General features: G+C 52.4%; 22 protein-coding genes. 10 read left to right on the top strand and 12 right to left on the bottom strand.

Features of this window, described 5'->3' with window-relative positions:
• The first annotated feature begins 63 nt into the window (after positions 1-63).
• The 6 genes from benA to SOJ49_RS17690 all read left to right on the top strand — a co-directional run bounded on the left by benA (position 64) and on the right by SOJ49_RS17690 (position 5180).
• Positions 64-1419, top strand: coding sequence for a benzoate 1,2-dioxygenase large subunit (gene benA / locus SOJ49_RS17715; RefSeq protein WP_369855809.1), 1356 nt, complete (start codon positions 64-66; stop codon positions 1417-1419).
• A gap of 11 nt (positions 1420-1430) precedes the next feature.
• The gene (gene benB / locus SOJ49_RS17710; RefSeq protein WP_369855808.1) at positions 1431-1922 is read left to right on the top strand and encodes a benzoate 1,2-dioxygenase small subunit; all 492 of its coding nucleotides are present in this window, start codon (positions 1431-1433) and stop codon (positions 1920-1922) included.
• A 196-nt stretch (positions 1923-2118) separates the two neighbouring features.
• A complete protein-coding gene (benC, locus tag SOJ49_RS17705; RefSeq protein WP_369855807.1) occupies positions 2119-3129 on the top strand; it encodes a benzoate 1,2-dioxygenase electron transfer component BenC in 1011 nt (336 codons plus the stop codon).
• Between the two features lie 58 nt (positions 3130-3187).
• On the top strand, positions 3188-3973 hold the full coding sequence (locus SOJ49_RS17700; RefSeq protein ID WP_369855806.1) for a 1,6-dihydroxycyclohexa-2,4-diene-1-carboxylate dehydrogenase: 786 nt from the start codon (positions 3188-3190) through the stop codon (positions 3971-3973).
• A gap of 215 nt (positions 3974-4188) precedes the next feature.
• Positions 4189-4491, top strand: a complete 303-nt coding sequence (locus tag SOJ49_RS17695; protein WP_369855805.1) for a hypothetical protein — start codon at positions 4189-4191, stop codon at positions 4489-4491.
• Positions 4492-4616: 125 nt separating this feature from the next.
• On the top strand, positions 4617-5180 hold the full coding sequence (locus SOJ49_RS17690) for a CBS domain-containing protein (RefSeq protein WP_369855804.1): 564 nt from the start codon (positions 4617-4619) through the stop codon (positions 5178-5180).
• 93 nt (positions 5181-5273) lie between these two features.
• Here the strand turns inward: SOJ49_RS17690 and SOJ49_RS17685 are convergent, their stop codons facing one another.
• The 3 genes from SOJ49_RS17685 to SOJ49_RS17675 form a co-directional block, all read right to left on the bottom strand.
• Entirely contained in the window at positions 5274-6662 is a 1389-nt protein-coding gene (locus tag SOJ49_RS17685) for a TRAP transporter large permease subunit (RefSeq protein WP_369855803.1), read from the bottom strand.
• Positions 6652-7203: a TRAP transporter small permease subunit gene (locus tag SOJ49_RS17680; RefSeq protein ID WP_369855802.1), complete on the bottom strand. Its 552-nt coding sequence runs from the start codon at positions 7201-7203 to the stop codon at positions 6652-6654. The genes SOJ49_RS17685 and SOJ49_RS17680 overlap by 11 nt, the downstream gene beginning before the upstream one ends.
• 109 nt (positions 7204-7312) lie before the next feature.
• The gene (locus SOJ49_RS17675; protein WP_369855801.1) at positions 7313-8362 is read right to left on the bottom strand and encodes a TRAP transporter substrate-binding protein; all 1050 of its coding nucleotides are present in this window, start codon (positions 8360-8362) and stop codon (positions 7313-7315) included.
• A gap of 297 nt (positions 8363-8659) precedes the next feature.
• Here SOJ49_RS17675 and SOJ49_RS17670 point away from each other — a divergent pair, with 297 nt between their 5' ends.
• Positions 8660-12151, top strand: a complete 3492-nt coding sequence (locus SOJ49_RS17670) for a PAS-domain containing protein (protein ID WP_369855800.1) — start codon at positions 8660-8662, stop codon at positions 12149-12151.
• Between the two features lie 143 nt (positions 12152-12294).
• Here SOJ49_RS17670 and SOJ49_RS17665 read toward each other — a convergent pair whose 3' ends face one another.
• Positions 12295-12909 (bottom strand): response regulator, encoded by a 615-nt coding sequence (locus SOJ49_RS17665; RefSeq protein WP_369855799.1) that lies wholly within the window; start codon positions 12907-12909, stop codon positions 12295-12297.
• A gap of 440 nt (positions 12910-13349) precedes the next feature.
• Between SOJ49_RS17665 and SOJ49_RS17660 the strand changes: the two genes are divergently transcribed.
• A complete protein-coding gene (locus tag SOJ49_RS17660; protein ID WP_369855798.1) occupies positions 13350-14444 on the top strand; it encodes a DcaP family trimeric outer membrane transporter in 1095 nt (364 codons plus the stop codon).
• A 218-nt stretch (positions 14445-14662) separates the two neighbouring features.
• Here the strand turns inward: SOJ49_RS17660 and SOJ49_RS17655 are convergent, their stop codons facing one another.
• From SOJ49_RS17655 to SOJ49_RS17635, 5 genes are all read right to left on the bottom strand, one after another.
• Positions 14663-15658 (bottom strand): helix-turn-helix transcriptional regulator, encoded by a 996-nt coding sequence (locus tag SOJ49_RS17655; RefSeq protein ID WP_369855797.1) that lies wholly within the window; start codon positions 15656-15658, stop codon positions 14663-14665.
• A 20-nt stretch (positions 15659-15678) separates the two neighbouring features.
• Complete coding sequence (locus SOJ49_RS17650; RefSeq protein ID WP_369855796.1) at positions 15679-15942, bottom strand: hypothetical protein; 264 nt, start codon at positions 15940-15942, stop codon at positions 15679-15681.
• A gap of 192 nt (positions 15943-16134) precedes the next feature.
• Positions 16135-16506 (bottom strand): VOC family protein, encoded by a 372-nt coding sequence (locus tag SOJ49_RS17645; RefSeq protein ID WP_369855795.1) that lies wholly within the window; start codon positions 16504-16506, stop codon positions 16135-16137.
• Between the two features lie 52 nt (positions 16507-16558).
• Entirely contained in the window at positions 16559-16813 is a 255-nt protein-coding gene (brnA, locus tag SOJ49_RS17640) for a type II toxin-antitoxin system BrnA family antitoxin (protein ID WP_369855794.1), read from the bottom strand.
• Between the two features lie 79 nt (positions 16814-16892).
• The gene (locus SOJ49_RS17635; RefSeq protein ID WP_369855793.1) at positions 16893-17066 is read right to left on the bottom strand and encodes a BrnT family toxin; all 174 of its coding nucleotides are present in this window, start codon (positions 17064-17066) and stop codon (positions 16893-16895) included.
• Positions 17067-17221: 155 nt separating this feature from the next.
• Between SOJ49_RS17635 and SOJ49_RS17630 the strand changes: the two genes are divergently transcribed.
• Both SOJ49_RS17630 and SOJ49_RS17625 read left to right on the top strand, forming a co-directional pair.
• On the top strand, positions 17222-17461 hold the full coding sequence (locus SOJ49_RS17630; RefSeq protein ID WP_369855792.1) for a type II toxin-antitoxin system ParD family antitoxin: 240 nt from the start codon (positions 17222-17224) through the stop codon (positions 17459-17461).
• The gene (locus tag SOJ49_RS17625; protein ID WP_369855791.1) at positions 17461-17754 is read left to right on the top strand and encodes a type II toxin-antitoxin system RelE/ParE family toxin; all 294 of its coding nucleotides are present in this window, start codon (positions 17461-17463) and stop codon (positions 17752-17754) included. The genes SOJ49_RS17630 and SOJ49_RS17625 overlap by 1 nt, the downstream gene beginning before the upstream one ends.
• A gap of 84 nt (positions 17755-17838) precedes the next feature.
• On the opposite strand, the gene SOJ49_RS17620 is transcribed toward SOJ49_RS17625, so the two are convergent.
• The 3 genes from SOJ49_RS17620 to SOJ49_RS17610 all read right to left on the bottom strand — a co-directional run bounded on the left by SOJ49_RS17620 (position 17839) and on the right by SOJ49_RS17610 (position 18894).
• Positions 17839-18261, bottom strand: a complete 423-nt coding sequence (locus SOJ49_RS17620; RefSeq protein ID WP_369855790.1) for a hypothetical protein — start codon at positions 18259-18261, stop codon at positions 17839-17841.
• Between the two features lie 122 nt (positions 18262-18383).
• Positions 18384-18647, bottom strand: coding sequence for a Txe/YoeB family addiction module toxin (locus SOJ49_RS17615; RefSeq protein ID WP_369855789.1), 264 nt, complete (start codon positions 18645-18647; stop codon positions 18384-18386).
• The gene (locus tag SOJ49_RS17610; protein WP_369855788.1) at positions 18640-18894 is read right to left on the bottom strand and encodes a type II toxin-antitoxin system Phd/YefM family antitoxin; all 255 of its coding nucleotides are present in this window, start codon (positions 18892-18894) and stop codon (positions 18640-18642) included. Before SOJ49_RS17610 ends, SOJ49_RS17615 begins: the two co-directional genes overlap by 8 nt.
• Positions 18895-18941: the final 47 nt, after the last annotated feature.

The raw sequence follows: 18941 nt of genomic DNA, 5'->3' as shown, positions 1-18941 counted from the left end.
GGCTCTGGATAGTTCGTATTTCGTCAGGCTTTTAACCTGAACATCAATACGGAGGGTCCATTGATGAACGAGCAACTGATAACAAAAATCCAGAGCATGATGGAAGAAGACAAGGAACAGGGCCTGTTTCGCTGTCGCCGTGACATGTTTACCGATCCTGAGCTGTTCGAGCTGGAGATGAAGCACATCTTCGAAGGCAACTGGATCTATCTGGCCCATGAGAGCCAGATTGCCGAGAACAACGATTTCTTCACCACCTATATGGGTCGCCAGCCGGTATTTATTGCCCGTAACAAGGACGGTGAACTGAACTGCTTTATCAACGCCTGTTCCCACCGGGGCGCGGTGTTGTGCCGTACCAAAAAGGGCAACAAGTCGGTTCTTACCTGTCCATTCCATGGCTGGAGCTTTAATAACTCCGGCAAACTGTTGAAAGTAAAAGATCCGAAAGAAGCCGGTTACCCGGATTCCTTCAACTGCGAAGGCTCCCACGACCTGACCAAGGTCGCCCGCTTTGAATCCTATCGTGGTTTCCTGTTTGGCTCGCTGCGAGAAGACGTCAAACCACTGACCGAACACCTGGGTGAAGCGGCCAAGATCATCGACATGATTGTCGATCAGTCACCGCAGGGGCTGGAAGTAGTCAAGGGCGCATCCAGCTATATCTACGATGGTAACTGGAAGGTTCAGGCTGAAAACGGTGCCGATGGCTACCACGTGTCGTCCGTGCACTGGAACTATGTGGCGACCACCGCACGCCGTAAAAATGGCATGTCCGACGATGACGTCAAAGCCATGGATGCGTCGACCTGGAACAAACAGAAAGGCGGCTTCTACGCCTTCGAGCAAGGCCACATTCTGCTGTGGATGCAATGGCCTAACCCGCAAGATCGCCCGCTGTATGAAAAACGTGACGAGCTGGTTGCCCAGTATGGTGAAGCGCGGGCCGACTGGATGATCGGTAACTTGCGCAACCTGTGTCTCTACCCGAACGTCTTTCTGATGGATCAGTTCAGCTCGCAGATTCGTCACTTCCGCCCGATTTCAGTCGATAAAACCGAAGTCACCATCTACTGCATCGCACCCAAAGGCGAGAGTGCCGACGCCCGTGCCCACCGCATTCGCCAGTATGAAGACTTCTTTAATGCCTCAGGCATGGCGACGCCGGATGATCTGGAAGAATTCCGTGCCTGTCAGGAAGGCTTCAAAGCCGGTGGTCTGCCATGGAACGACATGTGCCGGGGTGCCACCCACTGGATCAACGGCCCGGACGACGCGGCCAAAGCCCTTGACCTCAAGCCGGTGATGAGTGGTGCCAAATCGGAAGACGAAGGTCTGTACACCATTCAGCACCGTTACTGGGTGGATTACCTGTCTGCCTGTGTCGACAAAACCGGTTCGGATAAAGCCAAAGGCTAAGGAGCAACATAATGAGCTTTGAATACCAACAGATTCTGAACTTCCTGTACTCCGAAGCCCGTGCGCTGGACGACAAGCAATGGGATCAGTGGCTGGAACACTACGACCCGGAAGCAGAGTTCTGGATTCCCAGCTGGGATGACGATGGCGAACTGGTGACCGACCCGCAAGCCCACGTCTCGCTGATGTACTATCGCCGTCGCGACGGTCTCGAAGACCGGGTGTTCCGTATCAAGACTGAACGCTCCAGTGCCTCCAGCTTGCCGGAGCCGCGTACCAGCCATAACACCAGCAATGTTGAAATACTTGCCGACCATGGCGACAGCTGTGATATCCGCTACAACTGGTGTACCCACAGCGTGCGCTACAACACCGTGGATTCCTATTTCGGCAACGCTTTTGTGACGCTGAAAAAGACCGACGCTGGTATTCGTATTCTGAAGAAAACCGTCGTGATCAAAAATGATTACATTCATCACGTCGTCGATATCTATCACGTGTAAGACGATGTCTGATGCTCGATAACAAGCACACAGGGTGCGCAGTGTTCACCCTGTGTGCTTGTTATCGGCGGCTTCAAGTGGAGTGGTGCAGCGGGCGATGGTCAAATCAGGCACCTGCCCGTGCGTACCGCTCAACCGCCACTCTCACGCAGAACCATAACGACAAAAGCCTTCAACAAAGGCTGGAGACACCGCTATGACCAAAATAGCACTCAATTTTGAAGACGGGGTTACCCGTTTTATCGACGCCATGGCGGGTGAAACCGTTGCTGATGCCGCCTACCGCTCGCAAATCAATATCCCGATGGACTGTCGTGACGGTGCCTGTGGCACCTGCAAATGCCAGTGGGAATCCGGCCAGTTCGAAATGGATGATTACATCGAAGATGCGCTGTCAGATCAGGAAGCGGAAGCGGGCAAGGTGCTCACCTGCTGCATGATTGCAGCAACGGATTGCGTAATTAACGTACCGGCGCTGTCGGAAATGTGTGTACGTACCGTGATGGCAGATATTCATGCCGAGGTGGTGGCACTTAACCGACTGTCACCATCCACCCTCAGCTTTACCCTTGCCAGTGACCAGATTCGTGCCATGCATTTCTTGCCGGGACAATACGTCAACCTGCAAGTGCCCGGCACCGATCAAACCCGTGCCTACTCGTTCAGCTCGCTGGTGCAAGAAGACCGTGGTGCTGTGTCGTTCCTGATTCGGGTCGTGCCGGACGGCTTGATGAGCAGCTGGCTGGTCAACGACGCCAAGCCGGGCGATACCATGACATTGCGTGGCCCGTTCGGCAGCTTCTACCTGCGTGATGTCAAACGTCCGCTGTTGATGCTGGCCGGTGGTACCGGTTTGGCACCTTTTCTGGCGATGCTGGAGAAACTCGAACGTGACGGTTGCCCTCAGCCGGTACACTTGATTTACGGCGTTACCAACGACGGTGACCTGGTTGAAATGGACAAGCTGGAAGACTTTGCCGCACGGATCGACAACTTCAGTTTCACGGCCTGTGCCGCCAACCCGGATGCGGAATACCCGGTTAAAGGCTTCGTGACCCATCATATGGACGACGGCGTGCTACACAACGGCGACCTCGATATTTACCTCTGTGGGCCGCCGCCCATGGTGGATGCCGTCAACGGCTTTATGACCGATAAAGGCATCAAGCCAGTGAATTTCTATTACGAGAAATTTGCTTCCAGTTGAACATCGCCCGTTTGTAGTGGTGTGTTTTGCACACCACCTCGCTTCAGGAGAACACCTCATGCGTCCATCCCGTTTTGAAAACAAAGTCGTTATCGTCACCGGAGCTGCTCAAGGCATCGGCCGGGCGGTGGCGGAATCCATGGCGGCGGAAGGCGCGATACTGGCCTTGATTGATCTGTCGCCCATCGTCGAAGAAGTGGTCGAATCCTGCCTCGCTGCCGGTTCACCCAACACCCTCTACCGACTGGCCAATCTGGAGCAATTCAAAAGTGCCAACGACGCTATCCGTTCGGTCATTGAAGAGCTGGGTCGGGTCGATGTGCTGGTGAATAATGTCGGCGGCACCATCTGGGCCAAACCCTATGAAGCCTACAAACCGACCCAGATCGAAAAAGAAATCAGACGCTCGCTGTTTCCGACCTTGTGGGGTTGTCATGCGGTGCTCGATACCATGCAGGCACAACGCAGTGGCACCATCGTCAACGTCTCGTCGATTGCCACCCGTGGCCTGAACCGGGTGCCCTATGCGGCTGCCAAAGGCGGTGTGAATGCCTTGACCGCTTGTCTGGCGTATGAAAATGCCGAATACGGTATTCGGGTAAACGCTACCGCGCCGGGCGGCACCGACGTTGGCCCGCGTCGAATTCCGCGCAACACCAACAAACAAAGCAAGCAGGAAGAAATCTGGTATCAGCAGATTGTCGACCAGACCATCGATTCTACTCTGATGAAGCGCTACTCGACGCCGCAGGAACAGGCCAATGCCATTCTGTTTTTGGCATCGGATGAATCTTCCTACCTTACCGGTTCGGTGATTCCGGTCGGTGGTGGGGATTTGGGCTGACTCCCGGCATACGTTAACGGCATTTTTGATGCCATTCCGTTAGGTGGGGCAATAATGATGTAATAATTTACAGGATTGTCCCATTTGAACGTCTTTGGTGGAGAACTTAAACAGAATATTCAGTCTATACTTCAACAGTGACGCTAAATCCGTCATCTTGAACGTATCAACCACCGATTGCCGTTTAGCGCAATCTATCGAACCGGGGAGAGCTAATGATCAATCGTTGCATCATGCTGCGTATGCTCTTCTGTGTCTCCTTGTTGGGTGCTGTCAGTGCGTTCAGTTTGCTGGATGCCCATGGTAATCATGACGCCTTCTGGAGTAGTCAGGTTGCATTCAGTGATCCCCCCGCATTGCTGGATGGCGACAACGACCGCTATGTTCCACCTGCTCCGGTTACGTTATTACTGCTGACGCTTGTGCTGATGGTTGTGCTGTTGCCTGCGATGGTGCCGGATTACCGGACGCAGCATCGCGCCAGCATTCGGGTTCGCGGCCCTCCTCGCCGTTTTTGATTGCTCTGGCCAATGGACAGCTTCCCCCCTCCCTTTGGCCAGACTCCCGAATCTCACCCAACAATCAGAATATTGCCTGACCGATCAGTATCGCTGCGGTAACAGGCAAAAGAGGAGTATTTCCCATGCATAAATTGACTCTGCACCCAGTACAAAACGTCGATGAACTGGCCTTTCCTGAAAAGCCGGTTCATATCTCTCTGAACAGCCCAGCAAAGGCGTTTTTTACCGATTTTGTCGACAGTGAACCGATGGTGATTGAATCCTCGGTGACTGCCGTCGAAGCTCGCAACATGATGATCAAGACCCATGTTCGCCTGAAGTTGGTGGTGGATGAAAACAACCGCTTTCTCGGTATCATTGATGCAGAGCATTTGTCGGATCAGTACATTCTGCTGCAAGCGACCAATACCGGCCTCAGCAGCCTGAAAGAAGTGCTGGTCTCGGAACTGATGACCCGCAAGAAAGATCTGACCGCGCTGAATTACTCCGAACTGGTGCTCTCGACCATTGGTGATGTGGTGAACTGCCTGCAAGATAACTATCAGCAACACTGTCTGGTGGTGGATCGTGAAAACCACAAAATCCGGGGCCTGTTCTCCGCCAGTGACATCTCTCGCAAGCTGCGCTTGCCGATTGATATTCATGAACAATCCAGCTTCGCACGGGTATTTTCAGCGGTATCCTGATGCGGTACCCCAGAAAAGGGGCTGCCTGCAAGGTGGGGTGAGATTCCGCCTTGCAGGCACGGCCAGCCATGGCCACTTTGATCTCTCCGGTTGTTATGGCCCGTAGACGTAGGCCGGGAACCAGTTGACCAGACCGGGGAAGATGATCAGCAACGCCAGGGCGGTCAGTTGCAGCAGAATAAACGGAATCACGCCTTTATATATGGTCGCTAACGATACTTCCGGCGGGCATACACCTTTCAGATAGAACAGCGAGAAACCCACCGGCGGTGTCAGGAACGAGGTCTGCAAGGTCAGCGCGACCAGCATCACAAACCACACCAGAGTCGGATTATCCATGACGCCGTAGCCGTTGATGGAAATTTCCAAGGCACTGATCACCGGCGCAACCAGCGGTAGAATAATCAGCGTGATTTCGATCCAGTCGAGGATAAAACCGAGTAAAAATACGATGCCAAGAATAAACAGAATAATGCCGTAGGGGCCAAACGGCAGGGCGGTCAGTAACGACTCGATGTATTCGTCACCGCCCAGTTCCCGCAGTACCAGTGCAAACATGGTGGCCCCGATAAAGATCGCGAAGATATAACCGCTGACGTTGAGGGTATCGTGCAGACACTCGCGCACGACCTTGATATTCAGCCGTTTGTTTTGCCAGGCCAGGCCCATAGCCGCCGCTGCACCTACGGCAGAAGCTTCCGTCGGCGTGGCAATACCGGCAAAAATACTGCCGAGTACGGCCAGAATCATCGCCAATGTGGGTGCTACGGCCTTGAAAACATCGATCCAGACCTTGGCCGTCACTGGCTGAATGTTGTCGTCCAGAGGCATGGATGAGGGTTTAAACAGACCCCAGCCGAGAATGTAGACGATGTACAACACGCCCAGCAGCAGGCCGGGCATAACCGCTCCCATAAACAGGTCACCGACCGACAGTGCCAGCTGGTCGGCCATGATCACCAGCATGATGCTGGGGGGAATCAAGATGCCCAGCGTCCCGGCGCTGGCAATGGTGCCGACGGTGACGGTTTTGTCATAACCCTGGCTCAGCATGGCAGGCAGTGACATGACCCCCAGCAATACGACCGAGGCACCGACAATACCGGTGGATGCCGCCAGAATAATCCCGATCAGCACGACAGTAATGGCCAGCCCGCCGCGTACCCGGCCAAACAGCGCCTGGAAAGATTTCATCAGATTTTCGGCGACACCAGACTTATCGAGCAGGTTGCCCATAAAGATAAACATCGGCAGTGCCACCAGAATCCAGTTGTCCATGATCTTGTAGGTGCGGTCAACGACCAACCCCACCGAGGTAAAGTCGATACCAATCAGGGTGTCGAGGTACGTATCCGACAGGTAGGCCAGCAGGGCAAACACAGTACCAACACCGCCCAATACCCAGGCGACCGGAAAACCGCTAAACAGCAGCAGGATAAAACTGGCGAACATGGCGATGATGAGGATTTCATTAATTTCCATCGTGGTGACCTCCGCTCAGATGACGTTGCAGCAGGATGGCTTCACGAAAGAGGCGGTTCAGTGCGGCGATGATCATTAACCCCATGGTGACAGGAATCAGGGTTTTGATCAGCCAGCGCCAGGGCAGCCCGGCGGGTGCAATCGAGCGCTCATCAATGCGCCACGACTGATAGACAAAATCCAGCCCGTGATAAAACACCAGCGACAAAAACGGCAGCAACAATAACGTCAGCCCGAGAATTTCTACCAGATGTTTGGCTGTTGGGCCGAACTGACAGTGCAGGACATCCACCCGCACGTGGCTGTTGTTGGCCTGGGCATACACGACACCGGCAAAGACGCCGATGGCGTATAAGTGCCATTGCAGTTCTTCCAGCGCGATCATGCCGGCACTGAAGCCGCGACGCAGCATGACCTGGGTGAGAATCACCACCATCAGGATGGCGAAGATCCAGGCGACGGCTTGACTGAGCCGGATCAGCAGCCGATCGACGGTGTCGGCAAATGGCACCGGAAGGGCAGTATCTGGGTGCTGGTTCATGGGTGTTCCTGCGAGTGTTCGTTGATAAAGCGTTGATGCGAAAAACAAAACAGGGTGTCTGGCAGACACCCTGTCGGCAGCAACTCAGCTGCGGCCCGGTAGGCTCGTATCAATCGCGAGGCAGAAAGGCGCGGCTGGACCACAACTTGTAGTTGCTGCGGAAGGTTTGCAGGTCGTCATATACCGCCGCGAAGGTCGGATCCTTGCGCTGTTCGGTGGCGACTTCTTCCCATGCGCCTTCAAAGGCATCCAGCATTTCTTTCGGCCACTCGTGCACGGTTACGCCGCGCTCCTCAATGTTGGCGCGGATCGCTTCAAACTGGATGTATTCAGACTCCGCCACCGAGTTGGTGACCGATGCCTTACAGGTGGTTGATACCACGGCGCGCTGCTGGTCGGTCATGCCTTTCCAGGTATCGCCGTTGACCAATAATTCAAAGAAGGTGGCCTGCTGATGCCAGCCAGGAAAGTAGTTGTGCTTGGCAACCTTGTAGAAACCGAGCTTCTGGTCGATCGCCGGTTGCGAAAATTCGGTGGCATCAATGGCTCCTTTTTCCAGTGCACCAAAGATTTCACCACCTGGAATCAGTGAGGTGGAGACCCCCAGCTTGGCCAGAACTTCACCACCCAGACCATAGAAACGCATGTTCAGACCTTTGAGGTCTTCAAGGGAGTTGACCGGCTTTTTGAACCAGCCAGAGGTTTCCGGGCTGATCAGTGCGCAAGGCTCAACGTGGACGTTGTAACCGGCATCATCGTACATTTTTTGATACAGCTTGAGACCGTTGCCATAGTACATCCAGGCGGCAAATTCCGGCGCTTCCGGGCCAAACGGGATGGTTGAAAAGATGGCGGCGGCAGGCATTTTGCCAGCCCAGTAACCGGCGATGGAGTAACCTGAGTTAACTTTGCCAGTGGATACCGCATCGAGGATTTGCAGCGGAGCGACCAGTTTGCCCGGTTCATACAGTTTCATTTTGACTTCGCCACCCGAGACAATCGGTAGTTGTTCAGCAACCCACGCGATGGGTGTTCCCAGGGCTGGCAGGTTGGAGCCAAAAGCGATCGGGGTTTTCAGTAAGACAGGTTTTGCCTGTACGGCAGTGCAGCAGAGCGCCAGCGCTGATGTGGCCACCAGAGTCGTAAGAGTGCGTTTCATAGCCTGATCCTGATTATTATTTTTTCAGTAGCTGTACGTCCATTGGTTGAAAAAATGGCACGCCAGAGTGTGTGAAAAACTATAGGGAGGCGGCCTGGGGCATCCTACCCTTCTTTGGTAGGGGAATTTGCCAAGACCTACCAAAGTAGGTTGAGCGGGAGAAATAACCTGTATACAAGAGAGATCAGGCCGATTCCGATTCACGTTTTGTGGGGTAAACAATAATAATGGCCTCAGTAATAATGACTTCAGTATCAACAGACCGCGTGAAGACTGGCGCGAGTAGAGGCCGATTCCATGGATAGCCTGATTCATCAGGTCTGGTTTGTCGGTGGGCTGTCACTGATGTACGTCGGCTTTTTGTTTGTGATCGCCATTTGGGGGTCACGCTGGATGCGGCCTTCCTGGCAGCCTTATGTGTACAGTCTGACGCTGGCCATTTTTTGCACCACCTGGGCGTTTTACGGCACGGTACAACAGGCGCTGACCCATGGCTGGATTTTGGCACCGACCTACGCCGGAGCCATCCTCCTGATTACTGTGGGCTGGAAGGTCATGGATCGGATTATCCAGATCGCCCGGCAGGAAAACAGCACCACAATTTCCGATTTTATCTCGGCCCGCTTCGGTCATAGCCGGGGCGTGGGCATTCTGGTGGCGCTACTGTGTTTGCTGGGGGTGGTGCCTTATATCGCGTTGCAGCTCAAGGCGGTGTCTGCCAGTTTCCAGCTGGTAACGCTGACCAGTTCGGTCGAATTAAGCTGGTACAGCGACCCGACGCTGATCATCGCTGGCATCATGGCCATTTTCAGTATTCTGTTTGGTACCCGCACGGTGGATTCCAGCGAAAGCCATCAGGGCATGATGCTGGCAATTGCGTTCGAATCGCTGGTCAAGCTGGTGGCACTGACCGCCGTCGGGCTGTTTGCTGTGTATGGTCTGTACGACGGCTTTGCCGATCTGGTGAACAAGGCCATGGCAGAAGGTGATATTGCCCGTACCCTGACGGATTATGCCGATCCCAGTGTCTATCTGACCCATGCCTTGCTGGGGGGGGTCGCCATTATTGCCTTGCCGCGTCACTTCCACGTAGCGGTAGTGGAATACCGCTCGCAGCGCGATATTCGTGCCGCCCGCTGGATGTTTCCGCTCTACTTGCTGGCGATCAATCTGTTTGTATTGCCACTCGGCATGGTGGCGATGCTGAATCAGGATCTGCTGGAATCCTTCACCTATATCACGCTGGAACTGCCACTGGCATTTCATCAGGAATGGCTGGCGTTGCTGGCTTATATCGGCGGGCTGTCGGCAGGGACGTCGATGGTGATTATTTCCTCAATCACCCTGGCGACCATGGTGTGTAATGAAATCGTCTTGCCCATTCTGATCAAGTTTGGCTGGCAGGGTAACGGCACTGGCATCAAGCTGCGGGTGTTGCTGATCCGCCGGGTGGCGATTGTCGGTGTGCTGGCGCTGGCCTTTATTTACTACCGTTTGCTGTCGCAGTTTCACAGCTTGTCGGAAATCGGCTTGCTGGCCTTTGTTGCCATCGCCCAGTTTGCGCCAGCGATACTGGTCGGAATGATCTGGCACGGTGCCAATCGTATGGGGGCTTACTGGGGGATTGGCACCGGGTTTGCTGTGTGGTCTTACACGCTGTTCCTGCCGGTAGTATCGGATATGGGCTGGGTGGATCCGGCCTTTCTTGACGGGCCATGGGGGTTGGCGTTTTTACAACCCCACGGCTTGCTGGGGCTGAATGAACTCAATCCGATTGTGCACGGCACCTTCTGGAGCCTGATGCTGAATACCCTGATGCTGGTGATTGCGTCGCTCTATCACAAACCCAGTTTTGCCGACACCGAACAAGCCCAGCGTTTTGTTTACAGTACCGGCTCATCGGGTCAGCTCAGTTCCCGGCGTTATGCCATTCGAGCCCAGGATTTACGTGCGTTGCTGCAGCGGTTTATCAATCCGGCCAAGGTCAACGCGTTTTTTGAAGATTTCAGCAATCCGCTCACTGGTCGGATATTGCATCGTGGCGAAGTGGATGAACCCATGCTCAAAGAAGCGGATCGTTTGCTCAGTTCGGTGGTGGGACGCAAGGGTTCGGCGCTGCTGTTACGTAATCTGGTTGAGGACGATACCGGCCAGTACACCACGCTGAATAACCTGGTTGAGGAAGTCTCCGAGGTGGTGCTGTTCAATCGCGACCTGCTCAATTCCATTCTGCACAGCCTCAACCAGGGCATCACGGTGGTGGATGAACACCTGACGCTGGTGGCCTGGAATCAGCGCTTTGCCAGCTTGTACGGTTTCCCCCAAGGGTATTTGTACGTCGGCCAGTCGGTCGAGGCACTGCTGGGGCATATTGCCCGTTCCGGCGGCTATGGTGACCAGAATGTTGACGCACTGGTGGCGCAACGCTTCAGGGAGTTACGCAATCGGGAGATACTGCATTACGTGCGTAAAACCCGTGATGGTCGTTCGATCGAACTGAGTGGCACCCCGATTGGCGAAAATCTCTACATCACGGTGTACAGCGACATTACCGAATATCGCCATATCGAAGACCAGTTACGCAGCGCCAACGAAGTGCTGGAACAGCGGGTCGAAGAGCGCACCCGTAAACTCACCGAACTGAATAATGACCTGCAAAAGGCCAGCCGTAACAAGACCCGCTTTCTGGCCGCTGCCGGGCACGATCTGGTGCAGCCATTAAATTCGGCGTCGCTGTTTTCAGCGTCGATACTGAACAAACTGGAGCGCAAGCAGGCAGCCAGTCCCGGTGCGGTGGATGAAATCATGCCGGTGGCCCAGCATCTGGATCAGTCGCTGCACTCCGCTGAGTCATTACTGAACGAGTTACTGGAAATCTCCAAACTGGATGCCGATATCGTCCGCCCCCGCCGCCAAGTGTTTGCACTGTGTCGGGTGCTGGACTCGCTGGTGGATGAGTTTCGCCCGCTGGCGGAACAGAAAGGTATCGAACTTCACTATCTGCGCAGCAGCGCCAGAGTGGATTCCGACCCGGTACTGTTGCGGCGTATCGTACAAAACCTGCTGAGCAACGCGCTGCGCTACACCCGTCAGGGGAAGATACTGGTTGGCACTCGACGTCAGCAACAGGGCGTACAGGTGCAGGTACTGGATACCGGCATCGGCATACCGGCCCATGAACTCGATATGATTTTTGAAGAATTTCATCGTCTTGAAGGAGTCCGTAATGGCGTTGAGCCTCATGCTCCGGCGAATACCAAAGGCTTGGGGCTGGGATTATCGATTGTACGGCGTTTGTGTTTGTTGCTGGATCACCCGATGAGGGTGGTTTCCGAACCGGAGCAGGGCAGTTGCTTCAGTGTGTCGATTCCAACGACCGTCGCACCATTAACGGCCACGCCGTCTGCTCGTGATGATCAAGGCGAACGCGGTTCCGGGCTGGTGCTCTGCATCGATAACGAACAGCAGATTATTGATGGCATGGCCATGTTGCTGGGCGACTGGGGCTATCAGGTGATTACCGCCAACAGCTTTAACCGCGCCCGCAAAGCCCTTGCCGGGCAGATACCGGATCTGGTGATTATCGACTACCACCTGGATCAGGGTGTCACCGGGCTGGATGTGATGGCCGGATTCCGTCAGGTCTGGCAGCGCCAGGTACCTTGCATGGTGATTACTGCCGACTACACCGATGAGGTCAAACAGCGGATAGAAGAACTGGGCTTCATGTTGTTACGCAAACCAGTGAAACCAATGGCGTTACGAGCACTGTTGAACAAGATGCTCTAGCAGGCTGTCGGGCTTAGGGCTGCGCTACTGCGAAAAGCTGAAGCTGGCTCTTTTTTGAGCAAATTCTGGTTAAATAGAACCACTATTCGCCTCAAATTTGCGCAAACATCGCTCAAACCAGTCTTTCCCTCGCGACGAACGCCTCAGTCCGGAATATCCAGCTGCTGCACAATCAGTGCCGCCTGGGTGCGATTATTGATGTTCAGCTTGCGGAAAATATCGCTGATATGGGATTTGACCGTGGTTTCCTTGATGTTCAGCGTGTAGCCAATTTGCTTGTTCAGCGCCCCCTCGGCAATCAACTGCAACACCCGCAGTTGCTGGGGGGTCATCTGGCCCAGACGGGCCGTCATATCGTTGTTGGGCTGATCGGTAAATTCAGGAAAACTCAGCTTGCCTTCCATCACCTGCGCCAGCGCCTGACTGATACCTTCAATCGTGGTCGACTTCTGGATATAACCCAGTGCTCCCAGCTGGCGAACATTTTCAATCACCAGCCGGTCTTCACTGGCACTGACAACCACAATGGCCAGATGCGGAAACTCGGCCCGCAGTCGCATTAACCCCATCAGTCCGGTATTACCCGGCATACGCAGGTCGAGCAATAACAGGTCGGTGGCTTGTTGCCCAACCGTCTGCAGTACCTGATTAAAGTCCTCACATTCACTGCTGGAGCAGGGCATGCCGGTTTCAGCCAAGGCATCACTCAGTGCGCGGCGGAAGAGTGGGTGATCGTCAGCGATCAGAACCTGGTACATACATTATCCCGGTTTTTATAATTATCTCCGTGAATCTACTCCCGGCTTTCTGGGTCAGGCAAGCCTTTCCGGGAAGAAAGCACTCATATTCCTACTAAAGTAGGGCGACTATAGAAGGGAGACTATAGCAGGACGACTATAGCAGGGCTTTTAATATTATTAATAACCTTAACGAATTCATTGTCAGTGTTTTTTTTATTAATAATAAAAACAATCAAAATAGGCGGCTGACTAGTGCTTTGGTAGCCGTCGGGATTTTTTATTGCCGATTTTATAATCAATAACATATCCGGTTTTTTGCTCCCTACTATTTTACGGGATACCCGTCGGGAACCCTTGGATATAGTTTTTTGATCATTTGTGGCGCTGGCATGGCCAGAACGACCAATATCTGCAAATGGAAAATAACAAGCACAAAACAACTAACGGCAGGAAATACCATGCACAATAACAATAATGCAGGATGGTTCTCGATCACGGTTTTGGCGGCAGCGGTAATGGCAGCATCGGCCATGGCTCAGGCCGAGATTGAAAGCAGCAACAGCTTCAGTGGTTATGTCAAAACCGATATTCTGTTTGATGCCGAGAACGACGGCTCTGCAACCCATACCCGTGGACAGTCACTGATCACCCTGAATGAAAACGAAGCGGAAGACGAAGAGGGTGACCTGAACATGTCGTCACTGGAATCCCGCCTCAAGTTTGTCCACTCCAGCACCGGAACCCCCGCCGGTAACCTGAAAGCCGTGATTGAGGGTGACTTCTTCTCCGGCACGGCGCGGGTATTTAACCTGCGCCATGCCTACCTGCAGCAGGATAATCTCACCATTGGCCGCACCTGGAGTACCTTTATGGATCTGGGAGCACTGGCAGAAACCGCCGACTTTGGTGGCCCTGCTGCGCGTATTTTTTCACGTAAATCGCTGGTGAAATACGCCATCCCAATGGGGGATGACACCCTGGAACTGGCTGCTGAACAGCCGGTGAACTCGGAAGATCCGAACGTCCCGGATCTGGTTGCCAAGTACACCGCCAAAACCCGTTTCGGCCATCTTTCCGCCGGTGTGTTGGTGCAGAAAATCAATGTCGATGATGGCACCAAAGACGACAGTGCTACGGCGATTGCCGGACGATTCTCCGGTCGTATCAATATGGCGGGCGATAATCTCAAGTTTGCGCTGATCTCGGGTTCCGGCCTGGGTGGTTACATGAACTTTGGTGATGTGGCGGCCTACGATTTCAGCGGCGACAGCCTGGAGCTATCGAGGCAGACCGGCGTTAAAGTGGCCTATCAACACGTGTTTTCCCCGGCATTCCGTTCTACGTTGCGGCTGGCCAAAACCACCTCTGAAATTGATGGCAACGACATGGGTGACTTCTCTTCGATGCACCTGAACCTGATCTATAACGCCTACCAGCCATTGAAGTATGGCGTTGAGTTGATCAGGGCTACCAAGAAAAAAGCAGAGGGCAATACCTTTAGCGAAGACCTCAAATTGAGCCGCTTGCATCTGTTCGCCAAGCTGGCTTTTTAAACGCAGTTATTTGGGCAACTGGGTTGCAACTCACCGGTTACCCGACAGATATGTCGCTTGTAGCCCCGATATTGCCTGAGGGAGCAGGATTGCCCCTTCAAACGGAACAGGACGTTGGTATCAGGGCGGCACAAGGATGTTAAGCAAGGATGCAGGGCAAGGATGCAGGGCAAGGATGCCTCTTTTCTCGATGCTATTCAGGGACGTTATGCCGTCGTTTATTGCTGATACAAGGCCATCATCTTGTATGAGTTCTCCCTGAATTCATCCACCCAATGTGGCGGTGCGGTGACCCGAATATGATGATTCAGACCGTATACCCACCACTTGGTCTCCTGATCGTCGGGTACTCTGGCTTCCAGCTGATACCAGTCGCTGCCATCAAGCGGGGTAATCTTCTGTTCATCACCGAGTGGGGTTTCTTCAAGCCGTTGGGCGATAGCCGGAGCAATGTCTGCCTTGAGGGTGATCTCTCCGGCGGGTGTCCAGCCAAAATTAGCGATGTACTCATCAATATTGAAGTGAATATGCTCGTCGATGCTGTCGTCTGACAGCTCGGCATTCGAGATTCGGTGTAATGCAAAAATGACCGGGTTGGTGTAGTCGTTCGCCGTCGCAATAAGGTAGTGAACATTACCCTTGCTCACCAGCCCCAGTGGCGAGAATCGCAGGGTTTTCGGGTGATCTGCGGTGCGTTTGGCGTAGAGGGCCGTGAATTGTTTGCCGAGCAGCAGCGCCTGGGTCAGTGTCACCCAAACCTGATGATTAAATGCCGGTTTCTGCAATTGTTTTAATCCGGGGAGTACCCGAACTCGTTCAGGCCAGGCACTCAGGTGGCTGCCGTGGCGCTGGAGTACGGCTTCCGCTTCAGCAAACTGGGGCTCTATGCCCTGATAGACCTCGGCTGGTAATACTTGCTGCAAATAGGGCCGCGCCTGAAGGTAGCCCAATGCAATCACTGCCGTACTGGTCGGAGCAAGTTCCTTGCGACCTTTCAGAAAACGCCATGTCTGGCCTCTGCCCTGTTCACTGCAGTAGTAGGCGTAATGCTGCGACAGCTCAACCAGGTCTCGTTCAACGGTGCGCTTGTGGCAAGGGAAATGGGGATTGAGTTTTTCCCAGATGGCGCGGGTACTGACTGGCGGAGACGGTTCTTCCGGGATCATACGCAGCATTTCCATGCGACGTGCGAAGGTGGAGTAATCGTTAGACATGGTTCATATCCTTATGGGTCTTAGGCTCTATCCAGCCTGGCGAGTATAACGCCAAATAAATGCAGGGTATGTTGTGCTTTTTTGACAGCAAACAGACCGGCTGATTGAGTGAATGTATCGGTCTGCAGGTGGGCCGATAGTGTGTCTTGCTGATCAACGTACAGCGCATAGGCATGACAGTCCGGGCAAAATTCGGGTATCTCGCTCAGAGAGTTATACAGACTGTGCCAGCGACATTGTGAGCAGCTGGCGCGATAGACGAAGGATGGGCTGGTTTTTTTCATGGTCACTTCCTGTTTGATCCAGAGAATGGCCATTGTTGGGAGTGACTGCGTCAGTCTGCGTCGCTTGCGTGAAGAATCTTGCTGTTCAGGCGATGGTTGGATTAAACTTCACCATTCTCAGTGAAACGCCCTGTCTGGATCCGCATGCGGGGTGTTGTGGGGGCTGAGGGTTAGAGACCCTCGGCTACCCGATTATGCATTTTTCCCAACCCTCAACTGGAAAAGGTTACCCTCACAGTCACAGGCATCACATACTTGACGGCCACCAAACTCCCAGCTTTTTGGCGGATATATAGTGCCACCTTTTTCTTTGACTTTTCCCCCAATTAGTTCGAGGCGAATATCGACAAAGAATGTTGGCTTTAGCGGCGTATTCTCTCTGACCTCATGTGAATTAAGCGCCGTTTTAGAAATCTCCGTTTCAAGTAACACCAGCTCAAAATCTCCATCAACCAGTAACATATATGAACTGTCACTTTCGACGACATCAAGCCCGAAGACGTGAGAATAGAATTCGGCTAATCGACCAATTGATGAAGCGTAAATAACCAACCCTGTTCTCATATGCTCTCCTTACGCACCTTCGAATGTATAACGTCCAAAGAAACGGTGCAGTTTACTGCGTCCGGTTGCTTGACTTGTTAAAAGTTGATTGCTCCAAACGTTCAGCAAGCCATATCTTGATAATGGATTGGCGAGTAACGCCAAGACGTGTTGCTTCTTTATCAAGGGATTCAATCATCCAGGTAGGAAAGTCTACGTTGACTCTCTTCTGAGTTTGATTGGGACGCTTAATTGTTGATAGATCGAGTTCATCGACGATATCCGATTGGTTATCGTCGAACTTCTTATCCAGTGATTTAGCTTTCATAGAGTACCACCTCAGATTCCCGGGATCGCCTGACGGAGATAATCCGAATCTTGTCTTTACGGTAAGTAATAATGGCAGATCAATGCTTCCCGTCGATCATGCCGACCACCAAAGCCCTTGGCTCATCCTCTGATTTAGCCATAACTTTAATAAAATCAGTGTCTTGCCAGATGGCTTGGGCTTGAAAAAAGTCAATCCCATGCTTTTTCTGGTTAGATTCACTCTTCTTTGGGTCAAATTCAAAAGAATACATAGGTATAGAAAATATACCGTCATGGGGGGCCCGGCAAGATGTAATTTTAGACTTTTAATGCCCAAACAGCCGCGCGGCTTTATCGCGTCGGCCTGCCTTGCCTTGTTATGGGTGTTTTGGCAGAGTATACCAATATTTGGTACAGGAGGCACCCCATGGCTAGAAACACCAGTATTACACTTGGCCCCCACTTTGACGAGTTTATAGCCACACAGGTTGAAAATGGCCGCTACGGCTCGGCGAGCGAGGTGGTGCGTGCCGGGCTGCGCCTGCTTGAAGAAACGGAAAGCAAGCTTGAAAGGCTCCGGCGCCTGTTGGATGAAGGCGAGCAAAGCGGTATAGCGGACTACTCCCTTGAAAACGTTATTGCTGAGCTGGATAACGAAGCCCACTAATGCGCTCATATCTACTCACCGCCGCCGCTCGAAAAGACCTTATTGATATTGGCCGCTTTACCGCTGAAAAATGGGGAAAGCGGCAACGCGACAAATACCTCAAGCAGCTTGATGCTGCCTTCAAGCTGCTTGCTCGCCAACCTGAAATAGGCCGCGATGCGGATGAAATAAAGGCCAGGTACAAAAAGTTCAGTCAGGGCAGCCATATCATCTTTTACCGAGCTGGCATGGAATCCAAGATCGTTGTGATTCGAATCCTCCACAACAGTATGGATGTGGATCAGCACCTCTAAAACCCATAACACCCCGCTTAGGGGCAATAACTCGTGGGCTAAAATTTGGAGCGAAGCGACTGAGCCCACGTGTTAGGTGGCACTCTACATTTCATCCCAGTCAGGATACTGAATAGGCTTTTTACCGTTTTCACTGACGACTCTAGGATAAAAAGTATCCGGATTTTCCTTAACAGGCTTCTTTCTACTCTTTTTGAGTTGAAATAACCAACTATCGCCGAAGTCAAAATAGTAAAAAACCTTCTTTCCTTTGGAGCCTTCCAATAATTTCTCGACACTGGTTTCGTAGATTTCGTCGCTCTGACAGTCAAAATTGATTGAAGAGTGAGATCTAGGACTATTGCCGACTACAAATTCATATAAGTGATCATTTTCAAAGTCGACTGCATTCTGAATGGCGAGATGCAACTCCTCTAAACTGTGATCAACTGGAATTTCTAGGGTACACGACCATGATTGGTCAAAATAAACTCCTTCAAACAATTCAATTTCAAGAGTTTGGATCATAAATGCTAAAACTTCCTCGTGACACCTAACGCCCTAATTTGGCGGCACAAACGCATGGGCTATACTGCGAAGCAGAGCCCGCGCGTTTGTGTCCCAAACATTTATTTGTTAGCTGCCACCAACTAATAATGGTAACGACACGAGATAACAGTAATTGCCGTATCATCCACGGCGTATACTAAACGATTGGTATCATCTATTCTGCGAGACCAGAAGCCTGAAAGGTTTTCTTTAAGGGCTTCCGGTTTCCCAATTCCATCAAATGGTGAACGCTGAACATCGGTAATTAATTTATTAATGCGTTTTAAGGTTTTCTTGTCTTGAGTCTGCCAATAAACGTAACTGTTCCAGGCTTCATCAGTCCATGACAATAACCTGTTACTCATCAATAAGATCTCGCTGAGTCGTTTTACCCGTTTTAAACTGCGCAATTGAACGATTTAAGTGTTCAGCGTTCGCTGGTGAGCGAAGTAAATGTACAGTTTCCATAAGACTATTGTAGTAATCCAATGACATTACAACAGCATCTTCAGAGTCACGACGAGTAATTACAGTAGTATCCGCATCGTTAATAACATTGTCCAAGACGGCTTTTAGGCCATTTCGGGCTTCAGTAAAAGAGACAATTCTCATTTTGCACCTCACTTGTACAGTATGTCGCACAAGTGTAGTTTGAAAAT

This window comes from Candidatus Thalassolituus haligoni (assembly GCF_041222825.1).
In the GTDB taxonomy this organism is placed as follows: domain Bacteria; phylum Pseudomonadota; class Gammaproteobacteria; order Pseudomonadales; family Oceanobacteraceae; genus Oceanobacter; species Oceanobacter antarcticus.
This window is presented reverse-complemented; position numbering and strand designations above follow the sequence as displayed.

Bases quoted from the DNA above. Each gene is read 5' to 3' on its own strand.
- SOJ49_RS17645 (WP_369855795.1), bottom strand. From the start codon at position 16,506: ATGAGAACAGGGTTGGTTATTTACGCTTCATCAATTGGTCGATTAGCC.
- SOJ49_RS17650 (WP_369855796.1), bottom strand. From the start codon at position 15,942: ATGAAAAAAACCAGCCCATCCTTCGTCTATCGCGCCAGCTGCTCACAA.
- SOJ49_RS17625 (WP_369855791.1), top strand. From the start codon at position 17,461: ATGCGCTCATATCTACTCACCGCCGCCGCTCGAAAAGACCTTATTGAT.
- SOJ49_RS17695 (WP_369855805.1), top strand. From the start codon at position 4,189: ATGATCAATCGTTGCATCATGCTGCGTATGCTCTTCTGTGTCTCCTTG.
- SOJ49_RS17630 (WP_369855792.1), top strand. From the start codon at position 17,222: ATGGCTAGAAACACCAGTATTACACTTGGCCCCCACTTTGACGAGTTT.
- benB (WP_369855808.1), top strand. From the start codon at position 1,431: ATGAGCTTTGAATACCAACAGATTCTGAACTTCCTGTACTCCGAAGCC.
- SOJ49_RS17615 (WP_369855789.1), bottom strand. From the start codon at position 18,647: ATGAGTAACAGGTTATTGTCATGGACTGATGAAGCCTGGAACAGTTAC.
- SOJ49_RS17620 (WP_369855790.1), bottom strand. From the start codon at position 18,261: ATGATCCAAACTCTTGAAATTGAATTGTTTGAAGGAGTTTATTTTGAC.
- benA (WP_369855809.1), top strand. From the start codon at position 64: ATGAACGAGCAACTGATAACAAAAATCCAGAGCATGATGGAAGAAGAC.
- SOJ49_RS17670 (WP_369855800.1), top strand. From the start codon at position 8,660: ATGGATAGCCTGATTCATCAGGTCTGGTTTGTCGGTGGGCTGTCACTG.
- benC (WP_369855807.1), top strand. From the start codon at position 2,119: ATGACCAAAATAGCACTCAATTTTGAAGACGGGGTTACCCGTTTTATC.
- SOJ49_RS17680 (WP_369855802.1), bottom strand. From the start codon at position 7,203: ATGAACCAGCACCCAGATACTGCCCTTCCGGTGCCATTTGCCGACACC.
- SOJ49_RS17700 (WP_369855806.1), top strand. From the start codon at position 3,188: ATGCGTCCATCCCGTTTTGAAAACAAAGTCGTTATCGTCACCGGAGCT.
- SOJ49_RS17665 (WP_369855799.1), bottom strand. From the start codon at position 12,909: ATGTACCAGGTTCTGATCGCTGACGATCACCCACTCTTCCGCCGCGCA.
- SOJ49_RS17655 (WP_369855797.1), bottom strand. From the start codon at position 15,658: ATGTCTAACGATTACTCCACCTTCGCACGTCGCATGGAAATGCTGCGT.
- brnA (WP_369855794.1), bottom strand. From the start codon at position 16,813: ATGAAAGCTAAATCACTGGATAAGAAGTTCGACGATAACCAATCGGAT.
- SOJ49_RS17610 (WP_369855788.1), bottom strand. From the start codon at position 18,894: ATGAGAATTGTCTCTTTTACTGAAGCCCGAAATGGCCTAAAAGCCGTC.
- SOJ49_RS17635 (WP_369855793.1), bottom strand. From the start codon at position 17,066: ATGTATTCTTTTGAATTTGACCCAAAGAAGAGTGAATCTAACCAGAAA.
- SOJ49_RS17685 (WP_369855803.1), bottom strand. From the start codon at position 6,662: ATGGAAATTAATGAAATCCTCATCATCGCCATGTTCGCCAGTTTTATC.
- SOJ49_RS17675 (WP_369855801.1), bottom strand. From the start codon at position 8,362: ATGAAACGCACTCTTACGACTCTGGTGGCCACATCAGCGCTGGCGCTC.
- SOJ49_RS17660 (WP_369855798.1), top strand. From the start codon at position 13,350: ATGCACAATAACAATAATGCAGGATGGTTCTCGATCACGGTTTTGGCG.
- SOJ49_RS17690 (WP_369855804.1), top strand. From the start codon at position 4,617: ATGCATAAATTGACTCTGCACCCAGTACAAAACGTCGATGAACTGGCC.